17 protein-coding genes are annotated in these 16,767 nt (G+C 37.1%); 7 read left to right on the plus strand and 10 right to left on the minus strand.

Features of this window, described 5'->3' with window-relative positions; genetic code table 11:
• The first annotated feature begins 26 nt into the window (after positions 1-26).
• From L659_RS0122220 to L659_RS0122230, 3 genes are read left to right on the plus strand one after another with little or no spacing between them, the layout of a single operon-like run.
• Positions 27-428: a curli production assembly/transport protein CsgE gene (locus tag L659_RS0122220; RefSeq protein ID WP_024591989.1), complete on the plus strand. Its 402-nt coding sequence runs from the start codon at positions 27-29 to the stop codon at positions 426-428.
• Positions 418-843, plus strand: a complete 426-nt coding sequence (locus L659_RS0122225; RefSeq protein WP_024591990.1) for a curli assembly protein CsgF — start codon at positions 418-420, stop codon at positions 841-843. Before L659_RS0122220 ends, L659_RS0122225 begins: the two co-directional genes overlap by 11 nt.
• The gene (locus L659_RS0122230; RefSeq protein WP_007584410.1) at positions 843-1,616 is read left to right on the plus strand and encodes a CsgG/HfaB family protein; all 774 of its coding nucleotides are present in this window, start codon (positions 843-845) and stop codon (positions 1,614-1,616) included. Before L659_RS0122225 ends, L659_RS0122230 begins: the two co-directional genes overlap by 1 nt.
• A 157-nt stretch (positions 1,617-1,773) precedes the next feature.
• On the opposite strand, the gene L659_RS0122235 is transcribed toward L659_RS0122230, so the two are convergent.
• The 4 genes from L659_RS0122235 to L659_RS0122250 all read right to left on the minus strand — a co-directional run bounded on the left by L659_RS0122235 (position 1,774) and on the right by L659_RS0122250 (position 6,587).
• Positions 1,774-2,463 (minus strand): response regulator transcription factor, encoded by a 690-nt coding sequence (locus L659_RS0122235; RefSeq protein ID WP_024591991.1) that lies wholly within the window; start codon positions 2,461-2,463, stop codon positions 1,774-1,776.
• A gap of 185 nt (positions 2,464-2,648) precedes the next feature.
• Positions 2,649-4,151, minus strand: coding sequence for a trehalase family glycosidase (locus L659_RS0122240; protein WP_024591992.1), 1,503 nt, complete (start codon positions 4,149-4,151; stop codon positions 2,649-2,651).
• A 14-nt stretch (positions 4,152-4,165) separates the two neighbouring features.
• Entirely contained in the window at positions 4,166-5,404 is a 1,239-nt protein-coding gene (locus tag L659_RS0122245; RefSeq protein ID WP_024591993.1) for an MFS transporter, read from the minus strand.
• A 175-nt stretch (positions 5,405-5,579) separates the two neighbouring features.
• Entirely contained in the window at positions 5,580-6,587 is a 1,008-nt protein-coding gene (locus L659_RS0122250; RefSeq protein WP_007378432.1) for a LacI family DNA-binding transcriptional regulator, read from the minus strand.
• Between the two features lie 285 nt (positions 6,588-6,872).
• Between L659_RS0122250 and L659_RS0122260 the strand changes: the two genes are divergently transcribed.
• Complete coding sequence (locus L659_RS0122260; RefSeq protein ID WP_024591994.1) at positions 6,873-9,125, plus strand: TonB-dependent receptor; 2,253 nt, start codon at positions 6,873-6,875, stop codon at positions 9,123-9,125.
• 70 nt (positions 9,126-9,195) lie between these two features.
• On the opposite strand, the gene L659_RS0122265 is transcribed toward L659_RS0122260, so the two are convergent.
• The 5 genes from L659_RS0122265 to L659_RS0122285 form a co-directional block, all read right to left on the minus strand.
• Positions 9,196-9,717, minus strand: a complete 522-nt coding sequence (locus tag L659_RS0122265) for a hypothetical protein (RefSeq protein ID WP_024591995.1) — start codon at positions 9,715-9,717, stop codon at positions 9,196-9,198.
• A 56-nt stretch (positions 9,718-9,773) separates the two neighbouring features.
• Positions 9,774-11,312 (minus strand): EAL domain-containing protein, encoded by a 1,539-nt coding sequence (locus L659_RS0122270; RefSeq protein ID WP_024591996.1) that lies wholly within the window; start codon positions 11,310-11,312, stop codon positions 9,774-9,776.
• 78 nt (positions 11,313-11,390) lie between these two features.
• Positions 11,391-12,026 carry an SGNH/GDSL hydrolase family protein gene (locus L659_RS0122275; protein WP_024591997.1) on the minus strand — a complete coding sequence of 212 codons (636 nt, stop codon included), beginning with the start codon at positions 12,024-12,026 and terminating at the stop codon, positions 11,391-11,393.
• 8 nt (positions 12,027-12,034) lie between these two features.
• Positions 12,035-12,544, minus strand: a complete 510-nt coding sequence (locus tag L659_RS0122280) for a DsrE family protein (RefSeq protein WP_024591998.1) — start codon at positions 12,542-12,544, stop codon at positions 12,035-12,037.
• 72 nt (positions 12,545-12,616) lie between these two features.
• Positions 12,617-13,090 carry a flavodoxin family protein gene (locus L659_RS0122285; RefSeq protein WP_024591999.1) on the minus strand — a complete coding sequence of 158 codons (474 nt, stop codon included), beginning with the start codon at positions 13,088-13,090 and terminating at the stop codon, positions 12,617-12,619.
• A 76-nt stretch (positions 13,091-13,166) separates the two neighbouring features.
• Between L659_RS0122285 and soxR the strand changes: the two genes are divergently transcribed.
• From soxR to L659_RS0122300, 3 genes are all read left to right on the plus strand, one after another.
• Positions 13,167-13,625: a redox-sensitive transcriptional activator SoxR gene (gene soxR / locus L659_RS0122290; protein ID WP_024592000.1), complete on the plus strand. Its 459-nt coding sequence runs from the start codon at positions 13,167-13,169 to the stop codon at positions 13,623-13,625.
• A gap of 465 nt (positions 13,626-14,090) precedes the next feature.
• Positions 14,091-14,732, plus strand: coding sequence for a hypothetical protein (locus L659_RS0122295; protein WP_024592001.1), 642 nt, complete (start codon positions 14,091-14,093; stop codon positions 14,730-14,732).
• Complete coding sequence (locus L659_RS0122300) at positions 14,722-15,807, plus strand: rhomboid family intramembrane serine protease (RefSeq protein WP_024592002.1); 1,086 nt, start codon at positions 14,722-14,724, stop codon at positions 15,805-15,807. Before L659_RS0122295 ends, L659_RS0122300 begins: the two co-directional genes overlap by 11 nt.
• Before the next feature lie 60 nt (positions 15,808-15,867).
• Here the strand turns inward: L659_RS0122300 and L659_RS0122305 are convergent, their stop codons facing one another.
• On the minus strand, positions 15,868-16,374 hold the full coding sequence (locus L659_RS0122305; protein ID WP_024592003.1) for a DUF6795 domain-containing protein: 507 nt from the start codon (positions 16,372-16,374) through the stop codon (positions 15,868-15,870).
• Between the last annotated feature and the right edge of the window lie 393 nt (positions 16,375-16,767).

A 16,767-nucleotide genomic window follows, 5' to 3' on the forward strand; every position in this document is an offset into this window, starting at 1 on the left:
GGGAGAGCAACTCTCCCCATTTAGTTATGCATAATAATAAAAACCATTACCAAGTATTATTACTTTCGCTTTCTCTGTTATTAATGCCCGCATCTTATGCCGCTGAAGAGTTGGAGATTGACGGCCTACTACTTGATAGGAGTATTAGCCGCTTTGGTCATCAGTTCTATTTTGAGTTTTCTAATTACTGGCGAGATCTCCCTTCAACTGCAGGTTTTAACATTGAAATTAAAGAAACGGTCATTCCAAAAGCAGGCACAAAGCTGTCGTTAATAATGAATAACCAACTTGTTTACGCAACTTACTTAGGTAGACGACTAGAGCCTTTAAATGAGCGTGTGGAGCAGGCTGTTTATACAGTGATAGATGCAATGGCTCGCGAAAACATGGCAGTGTCAACACCCGATATGGCTAAAGATGGATGGTAAAATGAAAAATATAGCCCTTATAATAATAACAACATTAAGCTTTTCAGCAGCAGCAACTGAAATAATTTACACCCCAATTAACCCAAGCTTTGGTGGTAACCCACTCAATGCAAATATGCTGTTGAGTAAAGCCCAAGCTCAAAACAAGCATAAAGCACCGGTAATAGAAAAAGGTTACGCTGAACAATTTCAAGAAACTCTAGAGCGCACCTATTTAAATCGTATGGTAAGAGAAATTACCGATATGGCATTTGGTGAGGACATAGAAGATAGCCTTTTCAATCAAGACTCCATATTTATGAGTGGCGATTATCAAATTGAAGTAATAACCAGCACAACTGATTCTATTACAGTAAGAATAACAAATATAATTGATGACACCGTGGTGATCATTGAAGTACCGAGGTTTGGATAATGTATAAACTACTAATAACAATAATACTAATAGGATTGAGCGGTTGTGCGAGCCTAGGGAATTTAATCCCACCATCGCAACAAAAAGCAGTTAGTTTAGAACCAACCGAATTATTCGCAGATCTGAAAAACTTACCTAAACCGGTCGGGAGTATTCCTGTATCAGTGTACTCATTTAGAGATCAAACAGGTCAATATAAGCCACAAACTAACGTTAGCTCATTTTCGACTGCCGTTACTCAAGGTGCTAACTCAATACTCATACAAGCATTACATGAATCTGATTGGTTTACGCCGGTAGAGCGTGAAGGTTTACAAAACATTTTAACTGAGCGAAAAATTATTCGTGCAGGCCAAGCCGATAATCCTAACCAAGCTGATTTACCTCCACTAACAACCGCTAAAATCATTTTAGAGGGCGGTATCATAAGCTACGACACTAATGTAAAAACAGGTGGTTTGGGTATGGAATACTTTGGTATAGGCGCATCAGAGCTTTACCGTGAAGATGCTATTTCAATATACTTACGCGCTGTTGATGTTCGTACTGGACAAGTACTACTGAGTGTAGCCACCAGCAAAAAAGTACTTAGCCAAGAAATGCGTGCAGGCTTTTTTAGATACGTAAGCTACAAACGACTAGCAGAAGCAGAAGCAGGCTTTAGCGATAATGAACCTATGAGTATTTGTGTTACCCAAGCAATAGAAAAAGCACTCACAGATCTCATAACAAAAGGTATTGATAAAGGCTTATGGGCTAAAAAATCGGCGTAAACTAATTTCCTTAATTAACTAAAGGCTACATATTGTAGCCTTTATAGGTTGTGTGGTTAGTGAGTTGAAAGTACTTCGCTAACCCAACTCTTATAAAAAATCTAGAGGATAAGGTTTTTACTTAAATAACTTAAATAACGTCTTGGTGGCTTTACTCTTATTTAGCCATTGGTAATAAAACAGAAACGTAACGCTGAGCCCAATTCGCAAGCTCTACCCTGTTACGTGAGTTAGTTTTTTTAAACGCACTGTACAAATGTGTTTTTACAGTGTGGTCGCTAATATTGAGCTTATCAGCAATTGTATTGTTACTCGCACCTTGTGCAATTAAATGAATAACGGACTTTTCTCGCTTTGTTAAATGATCGTAGTCGTCTTGCTTTAATTCAATGTCGTCATGTAGGTTATTAAATGACGATGCCACGGCTAAAATGTCGTTAAAAGCTTTTGAAATTACTTTACGCGTAAACCAAAGCTCGCCAGTATCAACACGAACTAACCCTTTAAAAATATCTTCTGGCGCATCAGATTTATAAAAAACACCATTAAAATGGTTAAGCAATAAGTTTTGCTCGCACACATCTTCTTTATCAACATTAAAGATAACAACACTATAGTGTTTAGCTAAACAAATAAGGTCTGCGGGAATGAGATCTTGCCATTTGCTTTTAGCACCATCGATTAAAAACAAATCATAATTTGTGCGCTGCTCAGCTTTAGGAATAACTTCGTCCATTTTAATATCACCAAACAAAGCTTGTAATGTTCTTAAAATAGCGGTGTAGTTGTGTGAATGAAAAGATGATTGAAACGTTGTTTTTACAAATACTGAATTTTTATGGGGCATAAATTTCGTCCTTGAAACATTTACACTACATTACCTAAATCAAATACAACTTACAATGAGATTTTGGTATTAAAATAAAGCTACCGCTTCTCACCCTAAAACAGATAAAAACCTTTTAAATCAATACATAACCTACATTACCTTTGTTTTTACAATTACTTTTGTAAGATAAATAACAGATCGGATTAGTAGTTTAGTAATTTATAAAATCGAGTCGTTACGCCATTAGTCCAACCAAAACCCTGCTGTACTTGATATTCACCACCACTGGCTAAAACCGCTGGTGTGCACACATTGTATTTTTCGAGTAAGCACTTATTTACTGCAAAATTTTGCTCAACCATATTTACCCAATTTTGCATTATATGTGTACTCAATTGAGTAATACCGTAGTTATTAAGCCCTTTTACCGCAAGCCATTGGAGTGGAGCCCAACCATTTGGACTATCCCACTGCTGAGGCGTTTGAGTAATAGTTGTAACAATACCACCCTTTTTTAAAAATTCATTGGCTAATATTGTAGCTACCTTGATTGCTTGCTCATTACTGGCTAAATTAACAAATAAAGCAGTAGTTGCCGCTGCACTAAGTATTGGAGATTGAGCCGTTGTACGGCAGTTATAATCAACAAAAAAACCGGTTGGTTCATTCCAAAGGTAAGCATTAATAAGCGCCTTGCGATTGCTGGCAAGTAATTGGTAATGCTCTGCTTGTTCACTATTGCCGAGCAATTGAAAGAATTTGCTTAATTGATTCTCTAAGTTATACATAAGGCAGTTTAAATCTATAGGAACAATATCAGTTGTTTGAATAGAGCTTAGTAAATTAGACTCACCAAGCCAACGAGAACTAAAGTCCCAACCCGACTCACATGCAGCGCGAATATTACGATAAAAATCAGATTTTTTCTCCTTCGCCAACCCTTCCGCTAGCGCTAAATCTTCACGCAATGACTCTGCTCTTGGCTCACTTACATCGTCCCAATAACGATTTAAAACACCACCACAAGGCATTCTTACTACCCGCTTTGAGCCCAATAAATCACTCGAAAGCAACTGCGCGTCTTGCATCCAAAATATATATTCTTTTTCAAGTGCTGCAACACACATAGCAAGCCATTGCGTATTGAGTGATTTGCTATGCGTATGTTCCCATAATAACTCGACCATGAGTGCTAAAACCGGTGGCTGCGAGCGTGATAAATAATAGCGACGGTTACCATTTGGAATACAACCATAATCGTTAATTAAATCGACAAAGTTAAGTAGCATATCTTCAACTACATCACCTTTATCTGCATCGATTAAGCCCAATGCTGTAAAATAACTATCCCAATAGTAAATCTCTTGAAAGCGCCCGCCAGGCACAATATAGCTGTGCTTTAGTGCTAGTAATGAATCTTGCTTCGGGGTATCCGCCTCTCTTCTAAGGCCACTCCATAACGAGTCTATATAATGTTTAACCGATGACGTATCAGCCTCAGTGCCCATTGCTAGCACTGGGGAAGTAATAAAGTGTGCGTTTACAAACTCACTAAGCTGCGTATTAGTTAAAGGCGCTAATTGTTCATAGCTTTTACATGCACTTTGCCAATTAACACGCGCAATTGCATCTGCGAATGTTTTACAGTCGCTAAATACATGCTGCATTTGAACATCTTTAAATAATTGGCTGTCAAAAAAACTCATAACTTTCCTTACTGTTAAGCTGTCGTTGCGTGTTGTGAGATAGCGTCGGTTCGTTTTTTGAAAAAAATCACGCTAATAAAAATCAAACTAATGGGAACCAAAGAAAGGTAAAACGCATGCTGGCCACTAAAGTGCTCAAATACATAACCAGTTATTATTGAGCCTGTTGTTCCACCAAGTGCTGAAAAAACTACAATTAAGCCAGTCATAGCGGCATGACGATGTTTTTCAAGAGCGCTGAGCATAACTGAGTTAAGTACCGGATAAATAGGCGCCATGAAAAAACCAATTAACGGTAAAATAAATGCAGCAAGTGGTGCATCAAATAAGCTAATTACTGTATTTTCAGTAACATTCTCAGTAAGCGGTAGGGTAATAAGTATGAGGCCGGCCATCGCAATTAAACAACTGCTCAATACAACAAACCAGTGAATGTGTTTAAGTACTTGCCCTGCTACTAAGCGCCCAAATGCAAGTGCCGCAGCAAAAATACTGGCCAGCTGAATACTAATAGCTATAGGAAGTTTTAAAACTTCATTATTGAATGTGGGTAGCCAAGTACCTACGCCCTGCTCAATTAATACGTATAAAAAAGCACTAATTATAAATATGAGTACCAACGGTTGATATGTTAGCTTAAGCATGGCGATAAAATCGAACCAACAGGAGCGTTTAGTTTTACTTATAATGGCGGGCTTTATAGGCGCAGCAATTACGCTCGCTATAACGATTAGGGCCAGAGCTGCTAGCAAGTAATAAACGTTGAGCCACGCGGTTGAATCGTTTGGATCTATAAAAGCAGTAAAAATCCAATAGCCACTTAACACACCAACCATGAAAATGCCCTCAATGGTGTTTAACAATGAAGAGTGGCTATTTGCATCATCTGTCACTTGGCCGATAATAGAGTAAACCGACACTTTAACCACAGCAAAGCCACAACCAATGGCGGCAAATAAAATTTTAAACGCATAAAAGTCACTAATTAAAGCCGTACTTACACAAGCAAGGGCAACAACAGTAAGTGCCCCAAGCATAGCCAGTTTATAGCCTAGGCGAGGAATAAACGAAGCCACTACAAATGACATTATCGCAATGGATAAATCTTTAAACCCCTCAAGCACTGAAGCTTCTGTTTTACTTACCCCAAGGGTATTTATTGCCTGCAAAATAACGGTGCCCACGCTATTTAACAAAATAGCGAAAATAAAGTAACTTGCTGCAATTGCCAGTGTGACTTTTGTTTTACTCATAATTGCCCTCGCTTTACAGCGTTATTTAAACGCTATAACGACCTTTATTGTATGCCCATAACGAGTGCATACACAGTGTGTGTTTATATCAGTGAGGTTTGAGTTTAGTTTAGAATAGCCCTCAATGCAATCGTTTGCATTTTAAATTTAACATTAACTCAACATGATTTATAAACTATCTTTTACTTGATTGGCGGGTAATCAGTTCAATATCAATTACTTGTGATTCAACTTTTTCACCAGCTAGTTGCTGCATCAACTTTTGAACTAATAGCGTGGCTGCGTACTGTGTGTTTTGTCGGATAGTTGATAATGAAGGGTGGCTAATGTCGGCCATAGCAATATCATCAAAACCTACTAGAGCGACATCATTAGGAATGCTTACATAACGCTCTTTTAAGGCTTTCATGGCACCTAAGGCAACCATATCACTACATGCAACTATAGCATCAAAATAAAGGCCTTTTTCACGCAGTAATTGGTTAATTGATTGATACGCTGAGCTACTTGTAATATCAATAGATACAACATGTTGCTCTAATTTATGGGATGCTAATGCGGCAGAGTACCCTCTATGACGCTCACTAATTTCACCATGTTCTGGGTCGCCTAAAAATACAATGTTTTTAGCTCCGTGCTCTATTAAATGCGTTGTTGCTTGCAAGCCTCCCAAGTAATTGTCACTTCCTACAATGGGGTAGTTGCTAGGTGTTTTAGGGTCTCCCCATACCACCAGCGGAATACCTGCGTTAGCTGCATTTTCTATATTGGTTTGGTTTTTACCTTGACCTACAACAATAATACCGTCTGCACGGCGGCTATTAATAAAATAATTAGCCCAATCGTCTTGCGCCATGATTGAATTAGATAGTAAAAGCTCTAACCCTTGCTGATTAAGTGCAAGATTAATTTCGCTCACTACTTTAAGTAAAAACGGATCGCTAATCGACTGCTCTGTTTGTTCGTCAAGGTTAATTATAACCGCAACTACATTGGTTTTTTGTGTCCGCAACCGACTTGCAGCCGTATTAAGACTAAAATTATGCTCTTTAGCTAAGCGCTGAAGTTTATCGCGGGTTTCTTGCTTAATTAGCGGATTATCATTAAGCGCACGCGAAACTGTAGAGGTAGACACGCCTGCTAGTTTCGCTAAATCAGTTAATTTAATTTTTTTGTTATTCATGATCTTCCTAAATAGTCGCTTACCACTGATCAATACAATTATCTAACTCGCTGACAATATAGCATTATTATTTTTTGCTGGCGCGAACAACGACCCAAAAAGTGTTTAACATATAAATAAGCTCAATAAATAAACTATATAAATTCATAAATAATTTACAAATAAATATTGCAAACGTTTGCATTTATCTCTAAGGTTTCAATATACACAGCCTATTTACAATGATTTTTAGTAAAAAGACTGCAGTAATACACTGTTTAATACACTAAAAACGGGATCACACACATGAAAATCAGTAAAGCAAAAAGTACACTAGCGTGTGCCATTACTTTAGCGCTTAGCACTCAATGCGCATTTGCTGCAGAGCAAGCACAAGAAAAACAAAAAGTTGAGCGTATTGTAGTATCAGGAACACCCACAGGTGTTGGAATAAGAAAAATAGATGCTAGCTATGCGGTAACTAATATCGATAGTGAACAAATTATTAAATTGTCTCCAAAAAGCACCGCTGACTTATTTAAAGCAATACCTGGAGTTTGGGTAGAAAGCTCAGGTGGTGAGTCAGGTGCGAATGTATTTGTTCGTGGTTTTCCTGGCGGTGGGGATGCCCCATTTTTAACGCTAAGTATTGAAGGTTCACCAATTTACCCAGCATCAACCTTATCGTTTTTAGAGAACTCATCAATGTTTCGTGTTGATGAAACCATTGAGACAGTAGAAGCCCTGCGTGGTGGACCTAATCCTGTTTTATCTAACGGACAACCAGGATTAACAACCAATTTTAGATTAAAACGTGGTGGCGAAGAAACAGAAGGCTTATTTAAATACACAACTTCTGATTACGACTTACAGCGAGTTGATGCTGTGATGAGTGGTGAAATTACTGACGATTTATACTTTATGGTTGGCGGTTACGTAAAAAGCTCACCGGGTATTCGTGATGCGGGCTTTACTTCTGAAAAGGGGAGCCAATTTACAATCAACATTACTAAAGATTTAGATAACGGTGAGCTTAACTTTTATACCCGCCAAACAGACGATCACGGTGCATGGTACTTACCAACACCCCTTAATGTTGATGGTATTGACGCAGAATATACGCAACTTGGTACGCTAAATCGTCAAGCAACAATATTTACAGGCCCCGATGCACAAGCACTTGATATTGACCTAGGTGATGGCAGAGGGTGGGACGGCCATGTTTCGGGCGGTAGTATTAAGCTAGAGCTAAAAGGTGGTTGGCATTTTTCAGATCGCTTTAACATTACCAAAGGCGATGCAAATACCTACGGTTTAGTACCTAGTGGCTCAGCAACAACGGTTGGAGCAGTTGCTGATAACGGCCAAACTGCATTTGGAGCAGTTACAAACACTGAATACGCAAGCGATACCCCAGTCCAACAACTTGGTCGATGGGTAGTACTTAAAGAAATCAGCTCATTTACTAATGATTTAGCTTTTTCGAAAAAATTTGGCGACCTATCAACAACCTTTGGATATTACACTGCAAGTACTTCAGCAAAAGATTGGTGGAGCTTAGGTAACACTGCATACCATGTACTTGAATCAGGTGGCGAAGCATTGGCTGGGATTGAATGTAATCAAAACACCGATGGTTGTGATTTTAACTACGACATAAGCTCAACAGGTGATGCGCGCACTAACGCGTTTTATGTCACCGGTGAATACAAATTTGCTGATGCGTTTACACTTGATGTTGGCGTACGTCAAGAAAACCACGAAGTAGAATACAGTGTAGATGAGGGCCTTGACGGTATTATTACTAAAACCGTTAGCTATGATGAAAGTAAAACATCGTGGACTACAGGGTTAAACTATTCAATTAATGATGATATGGGTGTGTTTGCCCGTGTTAACCGTGGTTATAAAATGCCTTACTTTGATGACTTTAGAGATAACTTTGATGCTTACGAAGGCGGCGAAAAGCTTATTAAAGAAATAACTCAAGGCGAGCTTGGCTATAAGTTAATTACTGAATCAACCGACTTTTATGCAACCGTATTTGTAAATGAAGTTAAAGGCGACACATTTGTAAGACGACCTGGCGTACCAGCAGAAATTTTAACAAACGAAGCATACGGTATAGAGCTTGATTACAACTTTAATCATGATTCTGGTTTTTCTGTTAATTTAAATACGACATTACAAGATGCTGAAATTACAGAGAGCCCAACAAACGATGGTAACCAGTCGCAGCGCCAACCAAAATGGCAAGTACGTATAACGCCAAGTTACGATTTTGAGCTACAAGGTATGTATGCAACTTTATACGGTACGCTTTCAGCGGTTGATGATCGCTTTGGCAATAACGAAAACACTGTAACACTCGACGGCTACGAAAAAGTTGATTTAGGTTTAATATTAGAACCAATGGAGGGCATCAAGCTTCAAGTAGCAATAGATAACTTAACGGATGAGCAAGGCATTACAGAAGGTGATCCACGTAATGCTGATGCACCAAATGGTCGTTACATTATGCCTCGTACAACGCGCTTTAGTGTAAGTTACGCGTTTTAAATAAAATACAATATAAAGGGAGCATTCGCTCCCTTTCACTTTAATTAACCTAAACAAATGAATTTAAAGGCTACTCAATATTCGCTTTTAATTTATTCAGCGCATCAACCGAAAAACCTCGATCATAAAAATATAAAATTTCGCCGCTGCTATTTATAAGTACCACACGAGAGTTATTTGGGCTTTGATTACCAGTAAACTTTTGAACTGTCTCGCCATCTTTATAAATAGTGATTACCCCACCCCATAATTCTTTAGGGATGCCTTTGCGCATACCGCTGTCTATAAATGTGCTAAACATACGTGGTGCCATGCCGGCAATGGTTGGTAGTTCGTAGGTAGGAAGCGTAACACCTGCCATATCTAAACCAATTAACCAACGGTCTATATCAAACTGGCTGTCTTGCTTGTACCCAATGAGCAGTAGTGTTTTATCTGCTTTAAAATCACTAGGTATAGTCACCAAACTTTGCTCTAAGCTTTCGCCACTAATGCTTGGGAACTGCTTACCTGTTAATTGCTGGTTTGGGTACTGTGTTGTACATGCGCTAAGTAGTAAAAGTGCAAAAGCACTTAATGTTAATTTGATCATAATAAACCTAATATTTATAAATTTCATACCGATACGTTTAGTATGGCAGCTGAGATCTAAAAATGCTGACTAGTTATATAATTTTTAAATTTAGACGCAGTCATGGGCTTACCGTACTTCCAGCCTTGTCCGTAATGCACACCCGCTGTTTTTAAAATGGCTTCTTGCTCAGTGGTTTCAATTCCTTCTGCTACACAGGTATAATTAAACTTATGCACAAGTTCCATAATATTCGGGATCATAGAGGCTTTTAAGCCCTCAGTTGTTATATCTTGAACAAACGTACGATCAATTTTAAGTTGATGAAAGCTCAAATTTTGTAAGTTTCTTAAATTCGAATAACCCGTACCAAAGTCATCTAATGATAAGTTAAATCCCGATTCAACCAAGGTTCTAAAATGAGCATGCGCGATGCTTGTATCAAGGTATTCGTCTTCAGTTATCTCTAAACAAATAATAAAGCGTGAATTGGTAAGCTCTGTAATTTGTGGCAGCAACGACACGTTACCCAGCTCTACATCACACGGAAATATATTAAGCGACACTTTAAAGCCTTCAGGCAATACCTCTATAGAGGTTAGCTCTTTGATTGTGGTGGCAATCATGGCCTCAGTAAAAGTCCAGGTTAAATTGTTTTTTCTAATAACCGGAATAAACTCATCTGGAAATAGAACACCGTACTTATCTTCAAAACGTGCAAGTACCTCGCAACCAATCAGCTTGCCACTTTGCAAACAAATAATAGGCTGGTAAGTCCAATAAAATGATCCCTTTTTGAGTCCTTTACGAATACGCTGATTAATAGAGCGACGTGCAGCAATTCTTGCATCAACTATTAACGCACTCGATATTCCCGCTAAACAGGTTAAAATTAACGAAATTATTAGTAATAAGTGGTTATTAGAAAAAAACAGACTCCAAGGTAAGTGCACTACCACACAATATTGACTATTTGTAGAACTGCAAACTAAATTAGTTTCGTAAGGAAAGAAAACATTGTTTTTTACTTGAAGGTAGAGATCCTCTTTACCTGCTAAATGATGCAATGTATTTGGTGTTTTATAAACAACTTCCCAATCTGGCACAGTAATGCCAATGTTGGTAAAGGGAGTACTCTGCATAATTAAATTATAGTCCCCTTGTCTGACTATAATTACTTCCATAGGGCGCTCACTAAATAATAATAGATAAAGCTCTGGCTCAAAACGAACCCTCACCTGTTCATCATCTCGAATAAAGTCAGGCTGTTTGTCGTTAATTGGTTTACTTAATAAGCCTGCACCCGTAGTACAAACTAGCTGATTATCTTTAAAAAAACCTATATCAATTACATATTTTGCGTCAAATAAAGCGCGGCGCATCTCAAGAAGAGTTGTGTTGTCACACTGTTTAAACGCAAGCTTATTTAATGGGGTAAGTATTCGACGCCTCTCTGCAATTGCACCTTCTACATGAGTGAGAATATACTCAGCATCTGACTTTGTTTGTGCTGTTAATTGCTGCGCTGCAAAATTGAGTAAAATAATACAGCCAGTTATAAAAACTAACACTCCGGTTAGAACGGCTATAATAGATTTTTGTTGGTACTTTTTCATAGCATCTCGAAGTTGTTAATTTATATCACTACTTTATTAGATGATTGCATAAGTCGCATTAAATTCACACAGATAGATTTAACAATTATTGAGTGAGTTTTGAACCAATTGCGCTATTTTAAAGCCTATTGCCAAATGTTGGATATCATCAAAATGAATCCCATCACCACCTGTTATGTTAATGAACGAGTTAAAATCAATAAAAGCGCACTTATTATTAGCTGTAACGCTTTTAAATGCACTAGAGAGCTTTGTTGCTTTTGTATCAGCCTCTTCATAAATACGTGAATACTGCTCGGTAATTCTTATTTTAGGTGGGCTAGCAATAATAATTTTAGGGGGTTTTAAAGTACTACCTTGCTGATAATAAAAGTGTATTGAGTTAATTAAATCATTCAAGCCATCTGCTATTAAAGTAGGTGTTAAATTAAAACGTTTTTTAAGATCGTTTGTACCAAGAGCTATAATAATAAAGTCGAGATCATGCTTATCCAAATAAGGTTTTAAATAGCTAACACCATTAATCACACCGTCAAACGGGGGATTATGCACTAACGTGCGATTAGGTTGCCCTGCCTCTATTATGTTAAAGCCCCACCCTAAGTGTTTATTTAATAACGATGTCCAACGGGTATTTTCATCAAAGCGTTTTCCCGTTACAGGGTTTAAGCCCCATGTATTTGAATCCCCAAAGCAGAGAATATTTTTTGTCATGTTAATTATTAAAATGGATTGAGTGTATAACCCTGCTGTTGCAGCTGGGCATGTGCTGTCATCGCCGAAAGTGACATTTGCACACCTTCAATTAGTTGTTCTGGTGCTACTTTATGATGCGTAGCCGATTGCCCACATACATAAACCACGGTGTTATTGGCCAACAATTGCTTTATTAAACTTTGATTTTTGTTATCTGCTTTAAAACGTTCTTTATATTCACTATTAGCCAATACATCAACGCTAGCACTACCATGTACCACTAACGCTAATTGAATGTTATCTGGCTTTACACCGTGTGCTACATGCATATTAATAAAACGTGCAAGTGAGTTCATTGAATTGTTCTGCTCACCTTTTTTAGCGCCATCACCAACATCAAAGGCTATTTTGAATACCGTAGAGTCATTTATCTGAACATGCTCCGGTACACTATAAAAGTAACCAAAGTCTTTAATAAGGTTTTCACCCGCTTGCGAAAATGGGCTTATAAGTAAAAGCAATAATAGGTATTTCATAAACAATCCTGTGTTTTAAATAAGTTAACCTATTTATAAAACTAACAGAAGCAAAGAAGAAAGGGCAGCTTATCATGCTGCCGATTGAGTGTTTTTATGATGGTGGTTAATAAACTGCATACCTAAATAGCTAAATGTTCGTTTAAACATCTCTACAAAAATATCAGGCGCTTCAAGCGATGATGCGTTTGATAACAACGAAAAATCTTTATTACGTAAAGCCCGTAACTTCGGCTCCAAGGTTTCGTCATCCATGTAATCTGTGATCCTATCTATAAAAGACTTCATTTGTACCGTAGTGTTATACCAATAAACAGGAGACGCGAACACCCAATGGTCGTACTTTAAAACCGCTTCAAATAGCGCGTAAAAGTCATCATTTTTATAGTTTTTGTTATAGCAGTATGACGCAATTTTATAATCATCTAGACAAATTACACGCACATCATTTTGCTCGGCAAAGCTATTAACATGGGCTGTGGTATTGCCGTTTTTACGTGCGCTTGAATAAATAATAATGGTTTTCCGATCATTTTTATATTGCATTTAGTTAGCTCTTTTTTTAATGTGGTAAAAGCTTAAAACCTCAAGTTATATTGAGGTCAACTAAAGGATTAAAATAATGTCAGTAGGACAAAAAAAGTTAACCGAAGCTAACCTAACCGTTGGCTATGTAGCAAAAAGAAGTGGTGTAAAAGTATCTACTCTTCACTTTTACGAAACGAGATTTTTAATTAAGAGCTGGCGAAATAATGGTAATCAGCGACGCTATAAACCTGATGTATTACGCCGTGTAGCTGTAATAAAAGCAGCTCAAGCGATGGGAATTACGCTCGATGAGATTAAAAACACCTTAGCTACCCTACCCGACAACCGCACACCAACAAAACAAGACTGGTCAGCACTTTCAAAACATTGGCAAGCGCAACTTGATGAGCGAATTGCTCATATGCAACGCCTGCGCGACAAAGTAGACGGTTGTATAGGATGTGGTTGCTTATCACTTAAAAGTTGCCCAATTTACAATAAAGATGATCATTTAGGCGAAAATAAAAGCGGCGCTGTGCTTTTAAATACATAGTCTTTGCCTGTGTAAAAAGTTCTCCACTTTTGTATAACAAAAATAAATACCCCTCTTAGGAGTTGGGCCAACAACGCCTTAAATATAAAGGCTAACTACGCCTCATTATTGAGTTATTAAAGAAGGTTTTTTTAGTCCGTTTATTGGTAATACGTTACTTTGCTAACAAAATAGCCTCAGGCACTACAAAAACTCTCTATTCATTAATATAGAGTCATGCATATTGAGCCATGAACTCGCGTTTAACTGCTTCGCTAGATGATTTAATTAGACAGTTTAAAATAGCTTTAGCTTAAATACCCTCTTTATTAAGTATTTAAGCTAAGCCATACTTAAGTGACTACTTGTAGATATAGGTAAATACATTAAAAGTATATTCAATACGAGTGGCTACATTGCTAACTGGTTAATTTTTAAGTATTCTTGTACGCCTAAAAAGGAAGCAATTATTCAAGGAACGAGCTGTTGGAACCAACTAGTCACATCCCAGAAAACAATAAAAAACCACCTATAGTTACTCAAAAATTTTCGCAAGCCCTTAAAACAGCTAATCATAAAGAACTGAAAAGCACTGGCTTTTGGTTAAATCAATTTTTTATGGTTATTTCTACTGTCTTTGGTGTTTATTTGGCGGCTCAAAGCGGCTTAGAGCAAGCGCTTAAGTTTGATTCATTTAGCAAAATGGAAGATAACTACTATTTACGTACATCGCTCTATGACGAAGTTAATGATAATGCAAACAGTATGGAAGAGTATGCTAATTTACTTGCAAAAAGCCCATCAATAAAAGAAATTGAGTATTTTAAACCAACACTCGAAAAGTACATTTGGCAAACGATGCAGTACTCTCCAACTACACTCGAAACCCCAAGTGAATTACTAACGCAAATACGTCGATTTTACTCAAGAGCTAAATTTTTAATAGACGCTGTAGCTAATAAAAGGATTTCCGCTAGACAAGCAGCTGAAGAATTAAAAGAGATTACTAATTTAATTAAAACTCAAACACTCCCTGCATTAAAAAATAGCGCTAAACAATTAAAAATGGAATTACAGCAGAATGATATTTCTGTTGGTTCGTTAAAGGAACTTACAAATGCCAACTAAAAGCTGTCCACATTGTAAAGATCATCCACTAGAAGTAACCAATTATCAGGGTGAAGAAATAGATATTTGCCGTGAATGTGGTGGCTTATGGTTCGAAAAAAATGAAGTGAATCACATGATTTCCGAGATAAATGACGGCCCAGAAGGTGATAAATTTGAAACTCACTTTGGTGAGCCATTAGGCGTTTCTGAGCTTGACTGCCCTGATTGTAAAAAAAGTTTAGAACGTTTTCACTTACTGGAAGCTTTTCATACCGAAATTGATGTTTGTAGACACTGCGATGGCACCTGGATTGATAAAGACGAACTTGAAAGTGTTGAAAAAAGCCCTGAAATAAAAGTGAGTTTAGGCGAGCTAAATCAAAAAGTGAGTTGGAAAACCTACTTGTTTCAATTTTTAACGCAAATGCCTATTGAATATAATATTAAGCCACAAAAGACTCCTTGGGTAACTCGCGGTCTTATTGTTTTAAATACATTGATTTTTGCACTTTATTTTTTAAACCCGAGCTCATTCAGCTATGTCATTGATAACTTTGCCATGACACCTGCAGATTTAAGCAAAGGTAATGAGCTATGGACTGTATTAACTTGCGTATTTTTACATGGCTCTATAATGCATTTAGTCGGCAATATGTACTTTTTATATATAGTTGGCGATAACCTAGAAGATGTTTTAGGCCATAAACGCTTTTTGTTATGGTATTTAGCCTGTGGACTACTCGCATCGTTTGCAAGCTACATTGTAAGCCCAATGTCTACAATTCCAGGCGTAGGTGCAAGTGGCGCTATAGCCGGTTTATTTGGCATGTATTTAATGTGGTTCAGACACGCAAGCCTTACTTTTATGTTTATAATTTATCAGAAGAAACTTTCTGCGGTATGGTTCTTCGCTATTTGGTTAGGATTTAACATTTTTGGTGCAGTAACAGGCCCCGATGGCATTGATTATGGCGCGCATATTGGTGGCTTTATAGCTGGATTAATTATTGGTTATATTTTAAAAAGTAAAATATTAGAGCAAAACCCTATTATTCGTCTGCTAAATCAAAAAGAAGCGCAACTTAAACGTTAATTAATTTAATAAAGTCATCAATAATAAATTGGTGACTTTATTAAATCTCACTACATAAACTTATAACTTACAGCGAGTATATACGGTAAAAAAATGTCCTGTGTTTTTAATCGGTATATCGTATGTTATTGGCTCTTCAGTAAGCTCGCACTCTAAATTACTTAAGTTATCAGCAAATAAGCCTTGATGCTCTGTAAAAAGAGTATTTAGAACCCATAAAACTGAATCATCAGTATTTTTATTTTTTATATGAATACTTTGCATTAAAGAGCTATTAAAAAACATGTTTGAAGGCTTTGAACTGCGTATTTTTTTATTATTAAAATAGAAGTAACCATTACTGTCACTTATAGCTTCATCAACATAAGTATCGCCATAAATTAGCTCTCTTGTCACTGTAACGCCTTGTTGAGGCTCACCATTGCTTAATAATCTGCCTTTAATAGACAACGACAACGTAACGTCTTGCTTGTTAAAAAAGCCAAACATATCTGCATATCCTTGCATTGGTATTAATAAAAATAGAATAAGTGTTAACGTCACGCCTGCTGTTCTTGTCTTGATCATAAAAATCCCTCTTGTATTTGTATTTTTAGCCTAACAACAAAAGCCAACTTGTAACATATTTTAAATCGCTATTCTTAGGATTATGCCTATATAGATTTAGCTGATTTACTGGCGATATTAAAAATAACTACAATAATAAAGTCTAAATATTTATACATTGCTATAAGCGAGGTAAGCTGGCCTTAAAGTATTAGAAGTAATAGAAGTAATAGAAGTAATAAATATAAGATGTCATATTGTCAATTAACTAAAATACACAAACCGTTTAACATTCTTCGTAGAATTAATTGAAGATTATTTTTTAGACTGCGAGCCGCCTAAGTACTTATAATTAAGCATATACTCCTTTAACAAACTCAAACTATGTATAGCTCAAGCTCAAACTTCCTTTAA

The sequence above is a fragment of the Pseudoalteromonas sp. S8-8 genome (assembly GCF_000497875.1).
Taxonomy (GTDB): Bacteria; Pseudomonadota; Gammaproteobacteria; order Enterobacterales; family Alteromonadaceae; genus Pseudoalteromonas; species Pseudoalteromonas arctica.

Coding starts and splice junctions, on each gene's coding strand:
- L659_RS0122240 (WP_024591992.1), bottom strand. CDS start 4,151: ATGAGTTTTTTTGACAGCCAATTATTTAAAGATGTTCAAATGCAGCAT.
- L659_RS0122260 (WP_024591994.1), top strand. CDS start 6,873: ATGAAAATCAGTAAAGCAAAAAGTACACTAGCGTGTGCCATTACTTTA.
- L659_RS0122235 (WP_024591991.1), bottom strand. CDS start 2,463: ATGCCCCATAAAAATTCAGTATTTGTAAAAACAACGTTTCAATCATCT.
- L659_RS0122300 (WP_024592002.1), top strand. CDS start 14,722: ATGCCAACTAAAAGCTGTCCACATTGTAAAGATCATCCACTAGAAGTA.
- L659_RS0122275 (WP_024591997.1), bottom strand. CDS start 12,026: ATGACAAAAAATATTCTCTGCTTTGGGGATTCAAATACATGGGGCTTA.
- L659_RS0122230 (WP_007584410.1), top strand. CDS start 843: ATGTATAAACTACTAATAACAATAATACTAATAGGATTGAGCGGTTGT.
- L659_RS0122270 (WP_024591996.1), bottom strand. CDS start 11,312: ATGAAAAAGTACCAACAAAAATCTATTATAGCCGTTCTAACCGGAGTG.
- L659_RS0122285 (WP_024591999.1), bottom strand. CDS start 13,090: ATGCAATATAAAAATGATCGGAAAACCATTATTATTTATTCAAGCGCA.
- L659_RS0122280 (WP_024591998.1), bottom strand. CDS start 12,544: ATGAAATACCTATTATTGCTTTTACTTATAAGCCCATTTTCGCAAGCG.
- L659_RS0122225 (WP_024591990.1), top strand. CDS start 418: ATGGATGGTAAAATGAAAAATATAGCCCTTATAATAATAACAACATTA.
- L659_RS0122250 (WP_007378432.1), bottom strand. CDS start 6,587: ATGAATAACAAAAAAATTAAATTAACTGATTTAGCGAAACTAGCAGGC.
- soxR (WP_024592000.1), top strand. CDS start 13,167: ATGTCAGTAGGACAAAAAAAGTTAACCGAAGCTAACCTAACCGTTGGC.
- L659_RS0122265 (WP_024591995.1), bottom strand. CDS start 9,717: ATGATCAAATTAACATTAAGTGCTTTTGCACTTTTACTACTTAGCGCA.
- L659_RS0122245 (WP_024591993.1), bottom strand. CDS start 5,404: ATGAGTAAAACAAAAGTCACACTGGCAATTGCAGCAAGTTACTTTATT.
- L659_RS0122220 (WP_024591989.1), top strand. CDS start 27: ATGCATAATAATAAAAACCATTACCAAGTATTATTACTTTCGCTTTCT.
- L659_RS0122305 (WP_024592003.1), bottom strand. CDS start 16,374: ATGATCAAGACAAGAACAGCAGGCGTGACGTTAACACTTATTCTATTT.